This window comes from Pseudomonas serbica (assembly GCF_028823535.1).
GTDB classification, from domain to species: Bacteria; Pseudomonadota; Gammaproteobacteria; order Pseudomonadales; family Pseudomonadaceae; genus Aquipseudomonas; species Aquipseudomonas serbica.
The window spans coordinates 59,903-81,631 of record NZ_JAQIYM010000011.1; the positions used below are offsets into that span (position 1 = coordinate 59,903).

Annotated in this window: 13 protein-coding genes; 10 read left to right on the forward strand and 3 right to left on the reverse strand. The window is 60.3% G+C overall.

What is annotated here, in order from left to right:
* Position 1: 1 nt before the first annotated feature.
* The gene (locus NQL71_RS19110) at positions 2–1,774 is read right to left on the reverse strand and encodes an N-acetylglutaminylglutamine amidotransferase (protein WP_274643106.1); all 1,773 of its coding nucleotides are present in this window, start codon (positions 1,772–1,774) and stop codon (positions 2–4) included.
* Positions 1,775–2,070: 296 nt separating this feature from the next.
* Here NQL71_RS19110 and NQL71_RS19115 point away from each other — a divergent pair, with 296 nt between their 5' ends.
* A complete protein-coding gene (locus tag NQL71_RS19115; protein WP_274643107.1) occupies positions 2,071–6,894 on the forward strand; it encodes an NEL-type E3 ubiquitin ligase domain-containing protein in 4,824 nt (1,607 codons plus the stop codon).
* Between the two features lie 5 nt (positions 6,895–6,899).
* Here the strand turns inward: NQL71_RS19115 and mnmC are convergent, their stop codons facing one another.
* Entirely contained in the window at positions 6,900–8,882 is a 1,983-nt protein-coding gene (gene mnmC, locus NQL71_RS19120) for a bifunctional tRNA (5-methylaminomethyl-2-thiouridine)(34)-methyltransferase MnmC2/FAD-dependent 5-carboxymethylaminomethyl-2-thiouridine(34) oxidoreductase MnmC1 (protein WP_274643108.1), read from the reverse strand.
* A gap of 160 nt (positions 8,883–9,042) precedes the next feature.
* On the opposite strand from mnmC, the gene pap reads away from it, so the two are divergent.
* The 3 genes from pap to NQL71_RS19135 all read left to right on the forward strand — a co-directional run bounded on the left by pap (position 9,043) and on the right by NQL71_RS19135 (position 12,956).
* Complete coding sequence (gene pap / locus NQL71_RS19125; protein WP_046815990.1) at positions 9,043–10,566, forward strand: polyphosphate:AMP phosphotransferase; 1,524 nt, start codon at positions 9,043–9,045, stop codon at positions 10,564–10,566.
* A gap of 105 nt (positions 10,567–10,671) precedes the next feature.
* The gene (locus NQL71_RS19130) at positions 10,672–11,856 is read left to right on the forward strand and encodes a thiolase family protein (protein WP_046815991.1); all 1,185 of its coding nucleotides are present in this window, start codon (positions 10,672–10,674) and stop codon (positions 11,854–11,856) included.
* Positions 11,857–11,996: 140 nt separating this feature from the next.
* Positions 11,997–12,956: a DMT family transporter gene (locus NQL71_RS19135; RefSeq protein ID WP_274643109.1), complete on the forward strand. Its 960-nt coding sequence runs from the start codon at positions 11,997–11,999 to the stop codon at positions 12,954–12,956.
* Positions 12,957–13,065: 109 nt separating this feature from the next.
* Here the strand turns inward: NQL71_RS19135 and NQL71_RS19140 are convergent, their stop codons facing one another.
* Positions 13,066–14,460 (reverse strand): class II fumarate hydratase, encoded by a 1,395-nt coding sequence (locus NQL71_RS19140; protein WP_046815993.1) that lies wholly within the window; start codon positions 14,458–14,460, stop codon positions 13,066–13,068.
* A 192-nt stretch (positions 14,461–14,652) separates the two neighbouring features.
* On the opposite strand from NQL71_RS19140, the gene NQL71_RS19145 reads away from it, so the two are divergent.
* The 6 genes from NQL71_RS19145 to NQL71_RS19170 all read left to right on the forward strand — a co-directional run bounded on the left by NQL71_RS19145 (position 14,653) and on the right by NQL71_RS19170 (position 21,687).
* Positions 14,653–15,177 carry a DUF2059 domain-containing protein gene (locus NQL71_RS19145; RefSeq protein WP_046815994.1) on the forward strand — a complete coding sequence of 175 codons (525 nt, stop codon included), beginning with the start codon at positions 14,653–14,655 and terminating at the stop codon, positions 15,175–15,177.
* Between the two features lie 12 nt (positions 15,178–15,189).
* The gene (locus NQL71_RS19150) at positions 15,190–15,489 is read left to right on the forward strand and encodes a BolA family protein (RefSeq protein ID WP_077185667.1); all 300 of its coding nucleotides are present in this window, start codon (positions 15,190–15,192) and stop codon (positions 15,487–15,489) included.
* Positions 15,490–15,700: 211 nt separating this feature from the next.
* The gene (gene trhO / locus NQL71_RS19155; RefSeq protein ID WP_046815996.1) at positions 15,701–16,642 is read left to right on the forward strand and encodes an oxygen-dependent tRNA uridine(34) hydroxylase TrhO; all 942 of its coding nucleotides are present in this window, start codon (positions 15,701–15,703) and stop codon (positions 16,640–16,642) included.
* A gap of 36 nt (positions 16,643–16,678) precedes the next feature.
* Positions 16,679–17,281, forward strand: a complete 603-nt coding sequence (locus NQL71_RS19160; RefSeq protein WP_178134215.1) for a DsbA family protein — start codon at positions 16,679–16,681, stop codon at positions 17,279–17,281.
* Positions 17,274–19,091, forward strand: coding sequence for an ABC transporter ATP-binding protein (locus NQL71_RS19165; RefSeq protein ID WP_166618623.1), 1,818 nt, complete (start codon positions 17,274–17,276; stop codon positions 19,089–19,091). Before NQL71_RS19160 ends, NQL71_RS19165 begins: the two co-directional genes overlap by 8 nt.
* 136 nt (positions 19,092–19,227) lie before the next feature.
* The gene (locus NQL71_RS19170) at positions 19,228–21,687 is read left to right on the forward strand and encodes an EAL domain-containing protein (RefSeq protein WP_046815999.1); all 2,460 of its coding nucleotides are present in this window, start codon (positions 19,228–19,230) and stop codon (positions 21,685–21,687) included.
* Positions 21,688–21,729 lie beyond the last annotated feature (42 nt).

The window sequence follows — 21,729 nt, forward strand, 5'->3', positions numbered from 1 at the left end:
GTCAGATTCCTTGTTCACTGAGCCACAGGTTCAGCGCTGCCAGTTGCCACAGCTTGGAGCCGCGCAACGGCGTCAATTGACCTTGCGGATCAGTCAGCAGGCGGTCGAGCATGGCGGGGTTGAACAGGCCGCGATCCTGGCTTGGATCGAGCAGCAGTTCGCGCACCCAGTTCAGCGTGTCACCCTGCAAGTGCTTGAGACCAGGTACCGGAAAGTAACCCTTCTTGCGGTCGATCACTTCACTGGGGATCACCAGGCGCGCCGCTTCCTTCAGGACCTGCTTGCCACCGTCGGGCAGTTTGAATTTGCCCGGCACCCGCGCCGACAATTCCACCAGGCGATAGTCGAGAAACGGTGTGCGCGCTTCCAGGCCCCAGGCCATGGTCATGTTGTCGACGCGCTTGACCGGGTCGTCCACCAGCATCACCGTGCTGTCCAGGCGCAGGGCCTTGTCCACAGCGGCATCGGCGCCGGGTTGTGCGAAATGTTCCTTCACGAAGTCGCCGGCAGCGTCATTGGCTGTCAGCCATTTCGGCTGCACGGTGGCGGCATAGTCGTCGTAGCTGCGGTCGAAAAACGCTTCGCGATAGGCCGCGTACGGATCGCTGGCGCCGTCGACCTGTGGATACCAGTGGTATCCGGCAAACAGTTCGTCGGCACCCTGGCCGCTTTGCACCACTTTGCAATGCTTTGCCACTTCCCGGGACAGCAGGTAAAAGGCGATGCAGTCGTGGCTGACCATCGGCTCGCTCATGGCGCGGAACGCAGCGGGCAATTGTTCGATGATCTCTTTTTCGTCGATGCGCAATTGGTGGTGCTGGGTACCGTAGTGTTTGGCGATCAGGTCCGAATACTGGAACTCGTCGCCGCGCTCGCCGCCGGCATCCTGGAAACCGATGGAGAAGGTCGACAGGTTTTCCACGCCGACCTCGCGCAACAGCCCGACCAGCATGCTCGAATCGACACCGCCGGACAGCAGCACGCCGACATCCACCGCGGCACGTTGGCGGATGGCCACCGCGTCGCGCGTACTGTCGAGTACGCGGTCACGCCAGTCTTCGAGCGTCAGATTTTTCTCATCGTCGTGTGGGCCGTAGGGCAGGGTCCACCAGGTTTTCTGCTCGGTGCGGCCATCCGCTTCAATGCGCATCCAGCTCGCCGGTGGCAGTTTTTCGATACCGGCCAGCAATGTGCGCGGCGCCGGAACCACGGCGTGGAAATTCAGATAGTGATTGAGCGCAACCGGATCGAGGATCGGATTGATATCGCCGCCCTTGAGCAACGCTGGTAACGCCGAGGCAAAGCGCAGGCGCTGGCCGGTGCGCGAGAGGTACAGCGGCTTGACGCCCAGGCGGTCGCGAGCGATGAACAGGCGTTGGCTGTCGCGTTCCCAAATGGCGAAGGCAAACATGCCGTTGAGTTTTGGTAGAAGTGCTTCACCCCAGGCATGAAAGCCCTTGAGCAGGACTTCAGTGTCGCCACCGGAATAGAAGGCATAACCCAGGCTTTCAAGTTCGCTGCGCAGTTCCGGGAAGTTGTAGATCGCGCCATTGAAGGCCAGGGACAACCCCAATTGGTTGTCGATCATCGGCTGCGCCGAACCGTCCGACAAGTCCATGATTTTCAGGCGGCGATGGCCCAGGGCAATCGGCCCCTGGCTGTGAAAACCCCAGGCGTCGGGGCCTCGAGGTGCCAGGTAATGGGTGATCCGCTCAATGGCTGCAAGGTCTGCAGGTTGATTGTCAAAACGTAACTCGCCAGCTAATCCGCACATAAATTCCTTACCGGTTTTTCCGTTGGGGAGGGGTAATCGATACCGCGCCAAAACGGCGGGTACTCAGAAACTGACCCGCCTCGGTAGTGGGAGTTTTAGAACAATCGGTTATAAGCAGTCGTTCGGCGGCGCACGTCCGTGGTGCACAAGCTTGCATTGCCGTGGTGGTAATTATTGCTGGGATGCATAGGAGAAGCTGTTGTGACACCGCCCGCTTCGTTCCGGTTTTCGAATTATCAATTGCCCGTCGAGCTTCATAAACTGAGTGTCTCCCCATGCAATAAGGATATTGCCCCATGCTAATCAAAACACTTGAGGACGCCCCCGAGGCCGCGTCCATGACCCCAGCACAACGTCTGGAGGCTTTGCTGGAGCACGCCGGCGATCTGGACAAGGCTGACGTCTTGCAAGCGTCCATTCCAAAGTGGTTGTCCGATGCGGACCTGAAAGTGGTGCAGGCGCTGAAAACTGCGTTCGAGCAGTCGTTTCTCACTCAAGGCAAAGTCACGACGGCACTTGAACAGCTCAAGCCACTGGACGAGTTCTGCAAAGAGCAACTGACCAGCGGCCTCAAGGCCAAATGGAAGATTGATGTCGACGTCGAGCGCGACACCCTGCAGATCGCAAAAAAAGCCTACGCATCAACAGGGCTGTTCCCGGTCGGTTATTTGGCTGAAGACAACACCCTTTCTCGCAGCCTGCTCCAGGCGGCCATGGAAAATTTCACCCTCGCAGAGGCCGGGAGCGGCGGCGGCCTGACGGGCGCGGTGATTCGAATCGATACAAAGCCGCCATCAGGTGATGAAGTCACTGCTGGCGAATTCGCAACGCTGTGTCGAGAGCTTGATCTTGGTGCCAACTATCAACGCCACATTATTGAAACCCTGGCGTTACCGGCCAAGCCTGCAGGCGGTGCGCCCGTCGATGATCAGGCTGGCATCGCGGATATCCGGCGCCTGAAGGCGCTGGATATGCAAGTCGCACTGCATATGGCCTATCTGAAAAAGGACATCACCCACGCCGTTTACACCATGCTGCTGAGCGTGCTCGAACAGGATGTCCCGGCGGCTCAAACAAGGGATGCGCTGCTTGCTGGCGCCCCGGTGCTGTGGCAAGGCCTGTCGATTCATGACGCCTGCATTTGTGGAGTCCTGGTGTTCAGCAAGGTCTCCATCGATACCGATACGAAAGCCGGGTGCGTGGTCTACATGCCGAACGAACCTCGTCGACCGCTGTATGAATACGCCTCGCTGGAGGAGTTCCGGATCTACCTCACCCTCAAGCTGCAAAGTACAAGCTACAGGAAGTTTTTCGTCCGGCAGTACCTGCATGGCCACGACAAGACCGGGTTTTTTTCCCGGTTTGACAACGGCAGGGCCTTGGGAACGCTCAAGGCCCTTCCTGCCGATACGTGCCTTGCCGATTTTTTCTTCAGTTCGTTTGTCAGCAAGACCCAGGAAGATGCACGGATCCTTGTTGTGCCGACCGAAGACGTGGATGAACAACAACGGGAAAAAACCCTTCGGGTGTTGCAGGACGGAGGTCTTCTGCTGATGAATGCCGCCTCGTTTTTCGTCCCGCTGATTGGCCAGATGATGTTGGCGGCGGCTGTGGTCGATATTGCCAGCGAGGTGTTCGAAGGGGTGCTGGATTGGACTCGCGGTGAGCGAACGCAGGCGTTGTCCCATTTGCTGAACGTCGTGGAAAACCTCGCGCAGATAGCGGCGTTTGCGGCGGGCAGCAAAATAATCTCGACAGCCGTGAGCAAGGGCGTGAAAGAGCAGGCGGCATTCTTCGACGGTTTCGAGGCCGTCACCGGAACGGATGGCAAGGCAAGGCTATGGAAGCCGGACCTCGAACCCTATAAACACACCACGACGCTGCCAGCAGATGTACAACCTGATTCGCAAGGGATCTACCGGCATGCCGGACACACTTCGATCGTCGTGGATGGAGCACCCTATAGAGTGACCCGCAACGCGGCGGACACGGCATGGATCATCAATCACCCGGTGCGAAGTGACGCATTCCGGCCGGCCGTCGAGCGGAACTTGCAAGGTGGCTGGCGGCATGTTTATGAGCACGTCCACGAATGGCGCGAAGGGGGATATGCGTTGGGGCGCACGGATCAGCGCTTGAGTGAACTGGGCAGCGACCTGGATGCGATTGCCGAAATCACTGCGATGACCCCTGACAAATTGCACCGTTTGCATGAAAGCAACCTCAAGTTGCCGCAGCGGTTGAATGACTGTGTCGAGCGTTTCAGGATCGACCGGCGCATTACCGCGATGGTTGCTTCGCTGGAGCAGGGAGAGATCGCAAACACGGCTTTCATCCAGGAACAACTGCATACGTTACCAAGGCTGGCCGGTTGGCCGCAGGAGCGTTTCATCGAAGTGCTCGACGAGAGCGACCTGGTCGTGTCCCGCTTCCCCGAAACAGCGCCATACGACGATGATGTCAACAGCGTGCCGGTTTGGCAGACGCAATTGAACTCGGGACAACTGCTCGATACCGTCATCGATGGACTCTATCCGGAAGAAGTCGAGGGCATTGTCGGTACCACGACAACTGAGTCGCGATCGCAGTTGTTGGCCAAGAAGATCGCAACCAGTCTCAGGGGCAATCGTCAGCCGTTGTTTGAATGGCTCTATAAAACCTGGGACTCAAGCGCTACCGGTGACGTCGCGACACTGCGCGAACACGCCGCTGACCTGCCCGTGCGCGTGTGCCAGGAGTTGCTGGACAACGCTTCGGGTCGGGATCGAAGCTTTCTGCGCGAGCGCAAGATCCCGGGGGTGGATCTCGCCCGGCAGGTCAGTGAGGCGCAGGCCAGGATCAGGCAGGACCGTGCACTCACGGGGCTGCACCTGCCGACACTGGCCAATGCCGACACCGACAAACTGATGCTCGGTTTGATGGATCGAGTGCAAGGCTGGAATGACGACTTTCGACTCGAAGTACGCCAGGGGTCAGTAACAGGCACCTTGCTCGACAGCGTGGGCGACGCTGCTGCGCAGTCGCTCGCTGTGATCGTCAAGCTGCCCACCCGCTATCAGGTCACAAACGACGGCGGCAATGTGACTTTCACTCATACGAGCCAATCGCTGCTTGAGTCAATACTGGATGCATTGCCTGCTTCCGATCGTTCCCGCATGGGCTTCACCGGCAGCGATACGCTCGACGTCCCGACACTTCGGTCTCGTCTGTCGAGGGCCGCCACGGGTGACCCCGCGCATACCGGGCGGGTGCTACGGGGCGAACGCACTGAAACAGCGGCGTACCTGTACGCCTGTGTCCAGGCGAGCCCTCCCGCTGCCAGCGCCTATCCCTCGGGCTTGATGCGTAAAGTCAAAAAGCTGTATCCGATGTTTACGAATGCCCAGGTGTCGGCGTTTCTCGATGGGGCCGGCAGTACGCCGATGCAGCGGGCGAATCGAGTCAAGGTGCTGGGTCAGCGACTGAAGACACTGCGCGGGGTGCTGGACGCCTGGTGCAGCGACGAGGTGCAGATGAGGAAGTTGCCGGGGGTGCTTAACGACATCCGTGTCAGCCGTCGTCAGGTGGCCAGGACCCTCGAAAACTGCTGGCGCCGGATAACGCCTGTGGGGTGGCCGCAACATCAGCCCTTCACTTCGCTCACGCTGACGCGCAACCCGGTGGGCCAGTTACCGACCCTGACCGAGGAGGATGTCGCCCATGTGCGCAGCCTTTCGATCATGGACATGCAGGCCGGTGATGAACTCGCGTATTTCCTCAAACCATTCAAAGGCCTTGTCAGCCTGGAGCTGGACCGCAATCAACTCACACGATTGCCTGAAGTGCTGTCGCACATGCCCGACCTTGAGCACCTGAGGCTGGACGGCAATCAGATAGCGCTGACCGAGCACACGCTGAAAAAACTCGCCGGCATGCGCAATTTGCGCACCTTGGGGCTCAGTGGCAATCGGTTGGGGGCCACGATCGACGTCAGCAAGATGCTGCATCTGCAAGCCCTGTTCCTGGGCGATACCCATGCAACGGAATTGCCCGTCGGGCTGGCTCACTTGCCGTATCTGGATTTCGTCGACCTGAGGGGCAACGAGATTCGTGAGTTGCCTGCCTGGCTGCTCCAGGTCCCTCGACGACTCGCCCAGACGATCAACCTGCGCAACAACCCGATATCCGAGGCGAGCCGTGCGAAGCTGGAAATCTTCCGTGACAACACGGGGATCGGGATGGGGCTGCTGGACACCAGAACCGAAGTGTTCAACGAGCAGAAGGCGCGAGACCTGTGGATGTCGAACCCGGTGGAAGAAACCTATGCCCTTCGTAACCAGGCATGGCTGGCGTTGAAGAACGAACCGGGTTCGAAGGGTTTTTTTGAGTTGCTGGCAGAGTTGGGAAGCTCGGGGGACAGCCGTTTTGTCCACGAAGACATGACGCGGCGGGTGTGGAGTGTCATTGACTCGACCCGGACAGACCCTGCATTGCGCGATCAATTGCTGGCGATGGCGGTGAAAGCCAACTGCGCCGACTCTGCGGCGACAATCTTCAGTAATCTTGAAGTGGCCGTGGATATCGACACGGTGGTTCGCCAGTCGGTCAATGCCCATGATCAGGCCGCTCGGTTGTTGAAACTTGCGCGACGTTTGTTCCGCCTGGATTACCTCGCCAGGTTCGCCCGGGAGAAAGTCCGGGCCAATCCCAAGCTCGACCCCGTGGAAGTGGAATTGGCCTATCGCACCGGCCTGGCCGATCGGCTCGAACTGGTAGGTCAACCCCGGCATATGCGCTATGCATCACTCAGCGGCGTAACAGCCAAGGACCTGGACGATGCCTGCAACGACGTCCTCACCGCCGAAATGTCCCCCGAACTATTGACTTACGTGCGAGGCCGTACGTTTTGGAGTGACTTTTTGCGCCAGCATCATGGCAAACAGTTCACCGACCTGGCTGCACCATTTCAAGAGCGTATGCAGACCGCCTTTGAAAGTGAGGAGGCGTTTGGCGCGGACTATCGCGCCACGGTCGACGGCATCGCCGCTGAAATGAAGGTGGCTGAGAGCGATTTGTTGAAGCGCCTGACCGAGGCAGCCATGAAGGCCGACGAGTTAAAGGCCTGCTTTGCGCTGGACTGACCCCGTCAGGCCTTGCCGCGTATCAAGCGACGCAAGGTGAAGCGATTTGGATGACAGGCCTCGGCCACGGCCCTGGGCAGCGGCAGCGGTTCGTCATCCAGCCAGGCGGCGATCAGTTCGCCTGACAACGGCGCAGTGATCAGCCCTCGCGAACCGTGGCCGCTGTTGACGTACAAGCCATCCAGCCAAGGGCAAGGGATGTCCGGGACTTGCCGGGCATCCTTGCTCAATGCGACGTAGGTGTCGGTGAACGCCTGGCTGTCGGCCAATGGGCCGACAATCGGCAAGTAATCCGGGCTGGTGCAGCGAAACGCTGCGCGGCCTTCCAGTTCGTTTGCGTGCAACGAGCCGGCTCCGAGCCGAGCGACCAGATCCAGCGAGATCTCTTCGAGCATCTGCAAGTTGCCGAGGTGTTCGGCAGTGGTCGGGGTCAGGTCGTCGTTGTTGAAATCGAAACTCGCCCCCAGGGTATGTTCACCCAGGCGTGCCGGCGCGACGTAGCCTTCGGCGCACACCACGGTACTCAGCGCCTGGCTTGCAGGGGTTTGGGGCAGGCGGGTGATTTGTCCGCGAATGCGCTTGAGCGGCAACCCACTGCTGTAGGTGAATCGCTTGATCTCGGCGGCGCCGGCCAGCACCACGGTGGGGGCTTGGGCAAGTAACCTGTCGCCATCCCAGGCTTGCCAGTCTCCGTCCACGCGGCGCAATTCCAGCACATCGTGATGGGTCAGCAGTTCAATGTTCGATTGCCCGGCCTGCCATTGGCACAGAGCGGGTGGATGCACCCAGCCGCCTTCGGGGTAAAACAGGCCCCCCGCTGGCAACGCGATACCGGCGCGAGCCTCGGCTTGCACTTGATCGAGGCTGTGCAGCAAGCCTTCGGGAAACGCCGCCGCCAATTGCGCTTGCCGCTCGGCTTCCTTGGCGTTGAAGGCCAATTGCAAGACTCCGCAATCGTCCCAGTCGACGCCCCGTTGCAGATGCTCAAGCAAGCGCCGGGTGTAGCCGAAGCCACTGACGATCAATTGCGACAACGCCGTGCCGTGCGCGGAGAGCTTGAGGTACAGCACGCCCTGGGGATTGCCCGAGGCTTCCTGCGCCAGCGCATCGTGACGCTCCAGCAGACTCACCTGCCAACCGCGCGCAGCCAGGCTCGCGGCCGTCGCACAACCGGCCAGCCCGGCGCCGATCACCAGTGCGCGACGTTCGCCGGTGGGCGGTGTCGGGCGCGCAAACCAGGGTTTCGCCACCGCGGGTGTCGGGCCTTCTGCTGGCCAGCCGAGAAACGTGCCGCGCAGGATTTCCCATTTGTGGCCGATGCCTGGCGTACGTTTCATCTTGAAGCCCGCGGCATTGAGCAGCCGGCGCACCCAACCGGTACTGGTGAAGGTGCTGATGGTCGAACCGGGTGCCGCCAGGCGGGCGAGTTCGGCAAACAATTGGGCGGTCCACATGTCGGGGTTTTTCGCCGGGGCGAAGCCGTCGAGAAACCAGGCGTCGATCTGCGCGTCCAGTTGCGGTAATTGCTCCAGGGCATCGCCGATCAGCAAGGTGAGCGTGACGCGGCCGTTATCCAGGACCAGGCGCTGGAAACCTTGGTGGATCGCCTGGTATTGCGCCAGCAGTTGATCAGCGAACGGCTTGAGTTCCGGCCACAAGGCCAGCGCCCGTTGCAGGTCGGCCAGGCTCAGCGGGTATTTCTCGACGCTGACGAAATGCAGGCGCGCACCGGCCAAAGCGTGCTGCTCGAACAACTGCCAGGCGCAGAGAAAATTCAACCCGGTGCCGAAGCCGGTTTCGCCAATCACCAGTCGCCCGCCCACCGGCAACGCGGCAAAACGTTCACGCAAAGCGTTCTGATCGAGGAACACGTAGCGGGTTTCATCCAGCCCTGACAGGTCGGAAAAGTACACATCGTCGAACACCCGCGAGCGCGGGAGGCCTTGGTCGTCCCAGTCGATCTGGGCGTGGGGCAGTACAGGTTTCATGGCAGGCTCGGTCACGGCAAGGCGCACATTCTATCCGATCGCGGGTGGGGTGCTTGATCCATGGCAAGGCCGGCAACGCCGCCAGCGATGAAAATGGGATTTCTCCCCCGCAGGAGAGGTCAATCCACTAGTCTTGCTCACATCTGCCAGGGAGCTGCCCATGTTCGAATCCGCCGAAATCGATCACGCCATCGACAAAGAAACCTACGACGCCGAGGTCCCGGCCCTGCGTGAAGCCTTGCTCGAAGCGCAATTCGAGCTGCGCCAGCAGAGCCGCTTTCCGGTGATCATTCTGATCAATGGCATCGAAGGCGCCGGCAAGGGTGAGACGGTCAAGCTGCTCAACGAGTGGATGGACCCGCGCCTGATCGAGGTCCGCACCTTCGATCAGCAAACCGATGAAGAACTCGCACGGCCACCGGCCTGGCGCTATTGGCGGATGCTCCCGGCCAGGGGCCGCATGGGCGTGTTTTTCGGCAACTGGTACAGCCAGATGCTGCAGGCTCGGGTCCATGGCGTGATCAAGGACCCAAGGTTCGATCAAAGTATCAACGCCGCCGAACGCCTGGAAAAAATGCTGTGCGACGAAGGCGCGCTGATCTTCAAGTTCTGGTTCCACTTGTCCAAGAAACAAATGAAGGCACGCCTCAAGGCCTTGGCCGATGACCCGCTGCACAGCTGGCGCATCAGCCCGCTGGACTGGCAGCAGTCCGAAACCTATGACCGCTTTGTGAAATACGGTGAACGCGTCTTGCGTCGCACCAGCCGCGACTATGCGCCCTGGCATGTGATCGCCGGCATGGATGCGCATTATCGCAGCCTGGTGGTGGGGAAAATTCTGCTCGAAGGCCTGCAAAACGCCCTGAGACGACCGAAAATCCACCCGGAAAAAGTCAACGCCGCCCCCGTATTCCCAAGCGTCGATCAATTGAACCTGCTGGATAGCCTCGACCTCACCTCGAATCTGGCCAAAAACGATTATGAAGAGCAACTGATTACCGAACAGGCAAGGTTTTCCGGGTTGATGCGCGACAAACGCATGCGCCGCCACGCGCTGGTGGCGGTGTTCGAAGGCAATGACGCGGCGGGCAAGGGCGGGGCGATTCGCCGGGTTGCCGCGGCGCTGGACCCGCGCCAATACAACATCGTGCCGATTGCCGCGCCCACCGAGGAGGAGCGGGCACAGCCGTACCTTTGGCGTTTTTGGCGGCATATTCCCGCACGGGGCAAATTCACCGTGTTCGACCGCTCCTGGTACGGGCGGGTGCTGGTGGAGCGAATCGAAGGTTTTTGCACCCCGGCGGACTGGCTGCGCGCCTACAGCGAAATCAACGACTTTGAGGAACAGCTCAGCGATGCCGGGGTGATCGTGGTCAAGTTCTGGCTGGCCATCGATAAGCAGACGCAGCTGGAACGCTTCCAGGAACGCGAAAACATCCCGTTCAAACGCTTCAAGATCACCGAGGACGATTGGCGCAACCGCGACAAGTGGGAGGACTATCGCACCGCCGTCGGTGACATGGTTGACCGCACCAGCACGGAGATCTCGCCCTGGACACTGGTTGAGGCCAATGACAAGCGCTGGGCGCGGGTCAAGGTCTTGCGCACCATCAATCGCGCAGTGGAAGACGCGTTCGAACAGTCGGACAAGGGCAAAGGCAAGGGCAAGGGCAGGGGCAAGTAGTCAGGCGATGGTTGCGCATACGCGGGGTGAATGATTGTCGCGGTGGGTTATTGGGTGGGCTTATGCTCGGTCCACTTTCAACCGACAACAACAATGAGGTATGCCATGCGTGAAGTGGTGATCGTCGACAGCGTGCGGACCGGCCTGGCCAAATCCTTTCGCGGCAAGTTCAACATGACCCGTCCCGACGACATGGCGGCGCATTGTGTCGACGCCTTGCTGGCGCGTACCGGCATCGACCCGGCCAGCGTCGAGGACTGCATCGTCGGTGCCGGCTCCAACGAAGGCTCCCAGGGCTATAACATCGGGCGCAACGTCGCGGTGTTGTCGCGCCTGGGCATCGGCGTCGCCGGCATGACCCTCAACCGCTTCTGTTCCTCGGGCTTGCAGGCGATCGCCATCGCCGCCAACCAGATTGCCTCCGGTTGCAGCGACATCATCGTGGCCGGTGGCGTCGAGTCCATCAGCCTGACGATGAAAAGCATCAACACCGATCACCTGATCAATCCGCTGCTCAAAGAGCAAGTGCCGGGGATCTACTTCCCGATGGGCCAGACCGCTGAAATCGTCGCACGTCGATACGACGTCAGCCGCGAAGAACAGGACCTGTACGCCCTGCAAAGCCAGCAGCGCACTGCCCGGGCACAAGCGCAGGGTTTGTTCGACGATGAAATCGTACCGATGGCGGTGAAGTACCGGGTCGAAGACAAGGCCACCGGCCAGGTGCAGATTCTCGAGGGCATGGTGGGGCGCGATGACTGCAACCGTCCCGACACCACCCTGCAAAGCCTGGCCGGACTGAATCCAGTGTTTGCCGAGGGTGGCTCGGTCACCGCCGGTAACTCGTCGCAGCTGTCCGACGGCGCCTCCATGACCCTGGTGATGAGCCTGGAAAAAGCCCTGGCGCTGGGCTTGAAGCCCAAGGCGTTCTTCCGCGGATTCACCGTCGCGGGCTGCGAACCGGACGAGATGGGCATCGGCCCGGTGTTCTCGGTGCCGAAACTGCTCAAGGCCAAGGGCTTGCACATTAACGATATCGATTTGTGGGAACTCAACGAAGCCTTCGCCTCGCAGTGCCTGTACGCGCGTAACCGGCTGGAAATCGACAACGAGCGGTATAACGTCAATGGTGGTTCGATTTCCATCGGCCACCCGTTCGGCATGACCGGTTCGCGCCAGGTCGGGCACCTCGTTCGTGAGTTGCAGCGGCGCAATCTGCGTTACGGCATTGTCACCATGTGCGTGGGCGGCGGGATGGGGGCTACCGGGTTGTTCGAGGCGGTGCGTTAGGTTTCACGGATTTGTATAGATAGTCGTAAAGCCAGCTCGCGACCTGCACAGTTTCATTCGCGCCCAGGCCTCAACTGTCCCTGTGTCCCAAGCGAGTCAGCGCCTAGAATGGCGCTACTTGTTTCCGGATTGGGGTTGGCATGCACATTTCATCGGGTCGCTGGGTTTATGGGCTGTTCCTGGCCTTGCTGACCGCGCTGTTGTGGGGAATCCTGCCGATCAAGCTCAAGCAGGTGCTGCTGGTGATGGACCCGGTCACGGTGACCTGGTTTCGCCTGATGGTGTCCGGTAGTTGCCTGTTCATTTACCTGGCGGCGACCCGGCGCCTGCCGAGCCACAAGGTGCTCGGGCCGCGCGGTGGCTGGCTGGTGCTGATGGCGGTGCTCGGCCTGGTGGGCAACTACGTGCTGTATCTGATGGGGTTGAATCTGCTCAGCCCCGGCACCGCGCAACTGGTGGTGCAGATGGGCCCGATCATGTTGCTGATCGCCAGTGTGTTCGTGTTCAAGGAGCGCTTCAGTCTGGGGCAGGGGATCGGTTTGTTGGTGTTACTGGTCGGCTTCGTGCTGTTTTTCAACCAGCGCCTGAGTGAACTGCTGACCTCGTTGAGCGACTACACCGCCGGTGTGCTGCTGGTATTGCTGGCTTCCACGGTCTGGACGTTTTATGCGCTGGGGCAGAAGCAGTTGCTGACCGTGTGGAATTCGCTGCAGGTGATGATGGTGATCTACCTGTTCTGCGGGCTGTTGCTGACGCCGTGGGTTCATCCGCTGGAGGCGCTGCAATTGACCCCCGTACAAGGCTGGCTGCTGCTGGCGTGCTGCATGAACACCCTGATTGCCTATGGCGCATTTGCCGAGGCGCTGGCGCATTGGGAGGCGTCGCGGGTCAGTGCGACCCTGGCTATCACGCCGCTGGTGACCTTGGCCGCCGTGGCCGTGGCCGCCTGGTGGTGGCCGGAGTATGTGCACGCCGAGACCATCAATGGCCTGGGCTATGGCGGAGCGGTGCTGGTGGTGTTGGGGTCGGCGCTGGTGGCGTTGGGGCCGTCGTTGATTGCCGGGCTTCGGGCTCGCAAGATTCGGATGGCGGCCAGTTAGACCGCGTTTTCGTTCTTCGCGAGCAGGCTCGCTCCCACATTGAACCTCGCACGGGTCAAATGTGGGAGCGGGCTTGCTCGCGAAAGCGGACTATCAGGCGCTAAAGAGCTCAGCCCTTGGCCCCAGCCTCCAGCATATTCTCCGGCCTCACCCAGGCATCGAACTCTTCATCGGTCAGATAGCCCAGCTGCAACGCCGCCGCCCTCAGTGTCAGCCCCTCGGCATAGGCTTTCTTGGCGATCTCCGCCGACTTGTCATAACCAATGTGCGGGTTCAGCGCTGTCACCAGCATCAAACCTTGTTCCAGATGCTCAGCCATTTTCCCGGCGTCCGGTTCCAGGCCGGCGATGCAATGCTGCTGGAAGTTGCTGCAGCCGTCGGCCAGCAGGCGGATCGATTGCAGCAGGTTGTGGATGATCACCGGCTTGAATACGTTCAGCTGCAGGTGACCCTGGCTCGCCGCGAAACCGATGGTCACGTCGTTACCCAAGACCTGGCAGGCCAGCATCGACAGCGCTTCGCACTGGGTCGGGTTGACCTTGCCCGGCATGATCGAACTGCCCGGTTCGTTGGCCGGCAGCTTCACTTCGGCAAAGCCGGCGCGCGGGCCGGAGCCGAGCAGGCGCAAGTCATTGGCGATTTTCATCAGCGTCACGGCGAGGGTCTTCAGCGCGCCGGACAAGCTGGTCAGCGGCTCGTGGCCGGCCAGGGCGGCGAACTTGTTCGGCGCGGTGACGAACGGCAAGCCGGAAAGGGCCGCCAGTTCCGCGGCGATGGCTTCACCGAAGCCGTGGGGCGAGTTCAGCCCGGTGCCAACCGCCGTACCGCCCTGGGCCAGTTCACAGACCGCCGGCAGCGCACTGCGGATCGCCCGTTCGGCGTAATCGAGCTGGGCGATGAACGCCGAGAGTTCCTGGCCAAAGGTGATCGGCGTGGCATCCATCATGTGGGTGCGGCCGGTCTTGACCAGTTTCATATGGCGGGCCGATAGCTCGGCCAGGCCACCGGACAGTTCGCTGATGGCCGGCAGCAACTGCTGTTGCACCGCCTGGACCGCCGCAATGTGCATGGCCGTGGGGAAACAGTCGTTGGAACTCTGGGAGCGGTTGACGTGATCGTTGGGATGCACCGGGGACTTGCCGCCGCGGGGGTTACCGGCCAGTTCGTTGGCGCGTCCGGCGATCACCTCGTTGACGTTCATGTTGCTCTGGGTGCCGCTGCCTGTTTGCCAGACCACCAGCGGGAACTGATCGTCATGCTCGCCGTCGAGCACTTCGTCGGCCGCCTGCTCGATCAACCGGGCGATGTCGGCGGGCAAATCGCCGTTACGGTCGTTGACCCGTGCAGCCGCTTTCTTGATCAGCGCCAGGCCGTGCAGTACCGCCAGCGGCATACGTTCGTTGCCGATGGCGAAATTGACCAGCGAGCGTTGCGTCTGAGCACCCCAGTAGGCCTCATCCGGGACTTCTACCTGGCCCAGGCTATCGGTTTCGATTCGGCTCATCATGCACACTCCTGTAGGTCTGATTGCGCAGTTTAGGCCGTGATCGACGGCCGTGGTTCCATCAGTCTGGGATCTGCCCATTCAACCCCTCTAAATCAGGTGCGACAAGGCTTGGGGTTGAGCGACACACTTTTTTAGGCGCAGAATGGTCGTCCTTGGGGTTTTACCTCGTCTGCTAGAAAAGGAAACTCGATGACTCGTCTTCGTGCCATCTGTACCGCGGTTGCACTGGTCTGCGCCAGCGGCCCTGTTTTTGCCGATACCGCCAGCCACAACGCCAGTGCCGAGGCTTTCCTGACCCTGGCGCACGCTGACAAACTGGGCACTCCGGTGTACATGCAAGTACAGCAGATGTTCGCCCAGCGCTTCCAGCAAACCAAAGCCCCCGAGTCGAAAAAAGCCGTACTGGAAACCTATCAGGCCAAGGCCAATGCCGCTCTGGACCAAGCCATTGGCTGGAACAAGCTGAAGCCGGACATGGTCAAGCTCTACACCACCAACTTTACCGAATCGGAGCTCAAGGATCTGGTCGCGTTCTACCAGTCGCCACTGGGCAAGAAAGTCCTGGAGAAAATGCCGCAGCTGACCCAGCAATCGGCCCAGATGACCCAGGCCAAGCTGGAAAGCGCGGTGCCTGTGGTCAACAAACTGCTGGCTGACATGACCGCCGAGCTGGAGCCGAAAGGCGCCGCTGCTCCGGCCAAGAAAAAGCCATAAGCGGAGTTCGGCATGACCATGCAACAACGCATTGAATCGACACTGAGCCTTCTACAGCCCGAGCATTTGCAGGTGCTGGACGAAAGCCACATGCACAGTCGTGGGCTGCAAACCCACTACAAGGCTGTGGTGGTGAGTGCACAGTTCGAAGGCTTGAACCGGGTCAAGCGCCACCAGAAGGTCTACGCCACGCTTGGCGAGCTGATGGGTGAATTCCATGCGTTGGCCTTGCACACCTACACGCCCGAGGAATGGGCGCAGATCGACGCGGCTCCGGCCTCGCCGACCTGTGCCGGTGGTAGCAAAACCTGACACGCCTTGTGGCGCTGGCTTGTTGCAGGAGCTGGCATGCCAGCGAAGGCGTCCTTAAGATCGCTTTCGCTGGCAAGCCAGCTCCTACACAAGCCAGCGCCTACAGGGATGGCGTAATATTTGTTAGAATGTCCAACGCGCCGCTCCTGCGGCGCGTTTTTTTTCGCATCCGGTTCACCCCTTACGAGGGTAGCCACCTGGAGATTTACCCATGACACAACAGATTGTCGTGGCGGCACTGTATAAGTTCGTCACCCTGCAAGATTACGTCGCCCTGCGCGAGCCCCTGCTCAAGGCAATGGTCGACAACGGCATCAAGGGCACGCTGCTGATCGCCGAAGAAGGCATCAACGGCACCGTGTCCGGCAGCCGCGAAGGCATCGACGGGCTGATGGCCTGGCTCAAGAACGATCCGCGCATGGACGATATCGACCATAAAGAGTCGTACTGCGACGAACAGCCGTTCTACCGCACCAAGGTCAAGCTCAAGAAAGAGATCGTGACCCTGGGCGTCGAGGGCGTGGACCCGAACAAAAAGGTCGGCACCTATGTCGATCCGCAGGATTGGAATGCGCTGATCAGCGACCCTGAAGTCCTGTTGATCGATACCCGCAACGACTACGAAGTCTCGATCGGCACCTTTGAAGGTGCTATCGATCCGAAAACCACCAGTTTTCGCGAATTTCCTGACTACATCAAAGCCAATTTCGACCCGGCCGTGCACAAGAAAGTGGCAATGTTCTGCACCGGTGGCATTCGTTGCGAAAAAGCCTCGAGCTACATGCTCAGCGAGGGCTTCGATGAGGTCTATCACCTCAAGGGTGGCATCCTGAAATACCTCGAAGAGGTGCCTCAGGAAGAAACCAAGTGGCAGGGCGACTGCTTCGTGTTCGACAACCGCGTGACGGTTCGCCACGACCTCAGCGAAGGCGACTACGATCAATGTCATGCCTGCCGCACACCGGTCAGCGCCTCCGACCGCGCGTCCGAACATTACGTGCCCGGGATCAGCTGCCCGCATTGCTGGAATACGCTGAGCGAGAAAACCCGTCGCAGCGCCATCGACCGGCAAAAGCAGATCGAACTGGCCAAGGCTCGCAACATGCCGCACCCGATCGGCTACAACTACAAGCAAGCATCCACCGAGGCCTGAACCATGTCTGCACGCCTGCTCTATGTGATGGACCCGATGTGTTCCTGGTGCTGGGGCTTCGCGCCGGTTGCCAACGCATTGGTCGAGCAGGCGCAAGCCGCCGGCGTGGATGTACACCTGGTGGTGGGTGGTTTGCGCACCGGCAGTGGTTCGGCGCTGGAGCCGACCACCCGTCGCTACATACTCGAGCACTGGCAGGCGGTGACCGAGGCCACCGGCCAACCCTTCAAGCTTGAAGGGGCGCTGCCCGACGGCTTCGTCTACGACACCGAACCCGCTTGCCGGGCGCTGGTTACTGCACGCGGCCTGGCGCCGGATTGCGCATGGAAGCTGCTCGGGTTGATCCAGCATGCGTTTTACGCCGAAGGTCGTGATGTCACCCGCGCCAGCGTTCTGGTCGAGTTGGCGGAGCAGGCCGGGCTGCCGCGCATCGAGTTCGCCGCCGCTTTCGACCGTGCCGATACGCACGCCGCGACGGCCGCCGATTTCACCTGGGTCCAGGACCTGGGTATCGCCGGTTTCCCGACCTTGCTGGCGGAACGCAATGGGCAATTGGCGTTGCTGACCAATGGCTATCAGCCCCTCAGTGTCCTGTCCCCCTTACTCGGCCGCTGGCTGGAGCGCGCTGCCTGTGCATGACCAGCCCGACGACACCCCAGCCGTAAAGCGTGTCGACCGGCTGAGCTGGGCAGAAATTCGTCGCCTGGCTCTTCATCACAAGAAATCCCTGTGGATCGCCAACGGTGTGGCCGTGCTGGCGACACTGTGCAGCGTGCCGATTCCCTTGCTCCTGCCGTTGCTGGTGGACGAAGTGTTGCTGGGGCACGGTGACGCCGCGCTGAAAATCATGAACCTCGCGCTGCCTGAGGTTTGGCAGAAAGCCGCGGGCTACATTGGCCTGATGCTGGTGGTGACGCTGGCCCTGCGTTGCGCGGCATTGCTGTTCAACGTGGTGCAGGCGCGCTTGTTTGCGGCCTTGGCCAAGGACATCGTCTACCGCATTCGCATCCGCCTGATCGAACGACTCAAGTGCATCTCGCTGGCGGAATACGAAAGCCTGGGCAGCGGCACCGTGACCACGCACCTGGTGACCGATCTCGACACTCTGGACAAGTTCGTCGGCGAAACCCTCAGTCGTTTCCTGGTGGCCATGCTGACGCTGGTCGGCACTGCGGCAATCCTGGTGTGGATGCACTGGCAACTGGCGTTGCTGATCCTGTTGTTCAACCCGCTGGTGATCTACGCCACGGTGCAACTGGGCAAGCGGGTCAAGCACCTGAAGAAACTCGAGAACGACAGCACCTCGCGCTTCACCCAGGCGTTGACCGAAACCCTGGACGCGATCCAGGAAGTGCGTGCCGGTAACCGCCAGGGCTTTTTCCTCGGTCGTCTGGGGCATCGCGCCCGGGACGTACGGGATTACGCGGTGAACTCGCAATGGAAAACCGATGCCTCGAACCGGGCCAGCGGTCTGCTGTTCCAGTTCGGCATCGATATTTTCCGTGCGGCGGCCATGTTGACCGTGCTGTTCTCCGACCTGTCCATCGGCCAGATGCTCGCGGTATTCAGCTACCTGTGGTTCATGATCGGTCCGGTTGAACAACTGCTCAACCTGCAATATGCCTACTACGCCGCCGGCGGCGCACTGTCGCGAATCAATGAGCTGCTGTCGCGCGCCGATGAGCCGCAATACCCGTGCGGTGTCGACCCGTTCATTGGTCGCCAGACCGTGGGTATCGAGGTTCAGGGGCTGAGCTTCGGCTACGGTGACGAACTGGTACTGAACCAGATGAACCTGTCGATTGCCCCCGGTGAAAAGGTCGCGATCGTCGGCGCCAGCGGTGGCGGCAAGAGCACCCTGGTGCAATTGCTGCTGGGCTTGTACACGCCGCTGGCCGGGACTATTCGTTTCGGTGGTTCGACCCAGCAGGAAATCGGCCTGGAGACCGTGCGGGAAAATGTCGCGGTGGTCCTGCAACACCCGGCGTTATTCAATGATACGGTGCGCGCGAACCTGACCATGGGCCGTGAACGCAGTGACGAGGCTTGCTGGAATGCCTTGGAAATCGCGCAATTGCACACCACGGTGCGTGAATTGCCCAACGGCCTGGACAGCGTCGTCGGGCGTTCCGGGGTGCGCTTGTCCGGTGGCCAGCGCCAACGCCTGGCTATCGCGCGGATGGTGCTGGCCGATCCCAAGGTGGTGATTCTCGACGAAGCCACCTCGGCGCTGGATGCCGCCACCGAATACAACCTGCACCAGGCGCTCGCGCGATTCCTCAGCCATCGCACCACCCTGATCATCGCCCATCGTTTGTCGGCGGTGAAGCAGGCTGACCGGGTGCTGGTGTTCGATGGCGGGCAGATTGCCGAAGATGGCGACCATCAGCAGTTGATTGCCGAAGGCGGTCTATACGCCAAGCTTTACGGACATTTGCAGCAGCACTGAATCAATGCCAAGGCAGGTTGAGTGGAGTTTCCCGCAGTGGGGAGGGGGCATCGCTTGCCGGGATGCACAAGGCCCCCTAGTCTAGCGGTAGCGATCACGTGGATGATGATCTGGCAGTGCTAAAACAAGGGACCCCATGAATCAAACCCGGACTCTCGGAACACCGCGGCTATTGGGCATCGTCTGGCCATTTATCGCCGTCGTGTTATTTCAGGCCCTGTTGGGTGGCGTCAGCCTTTATGTATTGTCGGCGGTCCGCGGCTATGTTGCCGGTGAAAGCCTGTGGTCCAAGGGCCAGAAGGACGCGATCTATTACCTGAATCTGTATGCCGACAGTCGCGACGAGAGCAAATTCCTCAAGTACCAGGAGGCTATTGCCGTCCCTCAGGGAGGGCACGAGTTGCGCCTGGCGCTGGATCAGCAGCCACCCGATCTCGAGGCGGCCAGGCAGGCCATTCTCAAGGGTGGCAACCATCCCGATGACGTTCCCAGCCTGATCTGGCTCTACCTCAACTTCCGTCATTTCAGCTTCCTCGAAAAAGCCATCGATCTGTGGACCGTGGGTGACGCGTACCTGGTCAAACTCGATGAAGTTGCCAGGGACATGCATCAGCACATCGGCGTCAAGCAGACCAGCGATGCCGACATACAGCGCTGGAAGGGACAGATATTCGCCATCAACGACGAGGTGACGCCCGCGGCCAAGGCCTTCAGCGATGCACTGGGCGAGGGCTCGCGGATGATCCTGCGGCTGCTCTTGGCGTTGAACCTGGCCACCGCCCTCGGCCTGATCGCCCTGGCGCTGCTGCGTACGCATAAACTGCTCAAGCAACGGCATGCTTTCGCCGACGCCCTGCAGGTGGAGAAAGAGCGGGCGCAAATCACCCTGCAATCGATTGGCGATGCCGTGATCACCACGACGGTGGAGGGCGCGATCGCCTATATGAACCCGGCCGCCGAAGCCTTGACCCACTGGAAAGCTGAACAGGCCACCGGAGTGCCACTGGCGGCGCTGTTCAACCTGCTGGACGACAATGCCCAGGCCGATGGCTTTACCTTGATCGAGCACATCCTGAGCGGTCAGCTCAGCGGTGGCAGCGAACACTCCAAGCTCATTCAGCGCCTCGATGGCAGCACGGTATCGGTTACCTTGGTCGGGGCGCCGATCCGCAATGCCGGGAAGGTCAGCGGTGCGGTGCTGGTGCTGCATGACATGACCCAGGAGCGGCAATACATTGCCAACCTGTCCTGGCAGGCAACCCATGATGCGCTGACCGGGCTCGCCAACCGCCGCGAGTTTGAATTTCGCCTGGAGCAGGCTCTGCAGGCCCTGACGCGACAGCCGGGGCGCCATGCCTTGATGTTCCTCGATCTGGATCAGTTCAAGTTGGTCAACGATACCTGCGGTCACGCGGCAGGTGACGAGTTGCTGCGGCATATCTGCGCGCTCTTGCAATCGGGTTTGCGCGAGGGCGATACCCTGGCCCGATTGGGGGGGGACGAGTTCGGCATCCTGCTGGAGCACTGTGGGCCGGAGGCAGCCGAGAAAATGGCCGAAGGGTTGCGTCAGACCGTGCAGAACTTGCACTTCGTCTGGAAAGGACGGCCGTTCGTGACCACCGTCAGTATCGGGCTGGTGCATATCGCGCAAACTCCGACCACCCTCGAAGCCTCATTGCGCACTGCCGACATGGCCTGCTACATGGCCAAGGAGAAAGGCCGCAACCGCGTTCAGGTCTATCATCCCGACGATTCGGAACTGTCCTTGCGCTTTGGCGAAATGGCTTGGGTACAGCGCTTGCACATGGCCCTGGAAGAAGACCGCTTTTGTCTGTACGCCCAGGAAATTGCCCCGCTCGGACATGTCGAGCAGGGCGGCGGGCATATCGAAATTCTACTGCGCCTGCATGACGAAGCCGGGCGCATGATATTGCCCGACAGTTTTATTCCGGCAGCAGAACGTTATGGCCTGATGACTTCGCTGGATCGTTGGGTTGTACAGAACGTATTCAAGATCATTGCCCAATGTATGGCCGAACAGCACAAAGGGCCTTTGGCAATGTGTGCGATTAATCTGTCAGGCACAACTATAGGAGATGACGCGTTCCTGGACTTCCTGCGTCAACAGTTCATTACTTACCAAATACCACCTGAAATAATTTGTTTTGAAATCACTGAAACCAGTGCAATTTCAAATCTTGGAAGTGCAATTAAGTTTATCAATGAACTCAAAGGCTTAGGGTGCCTGTTTTCCCTCGATGACTTTTGCGCCGGTATGTCCTCGTTCGCCTACTTGAAACATTTGCCTGTAGACTTCCTGAAGATCGACGGGAGTTTCGTAAAGGATATGCTGGACGACCCGATTAACCGCGCCATGGTCGAAGTGATCAATCACATCGGTCATGTCATGGGTAAGCGTACGATTGCCGAGTTTGTTGAAACGCCCCAGATCGAGCAGGCATTGCTGGAAATCGGGGTTGATTACGCTCAAGGGTATGTTATTGAACGCCCGCATCTGTTTACCTGCGATAGTTTGCAAAGTCGTCCAGCCAGGCCACAGCGCTTGTTGTTCAAAGCGCCCGGCACTTTCCGTTGAAGTCTCTCGTTGATCAGAACAATCACAATCAAAAGGAGCCCG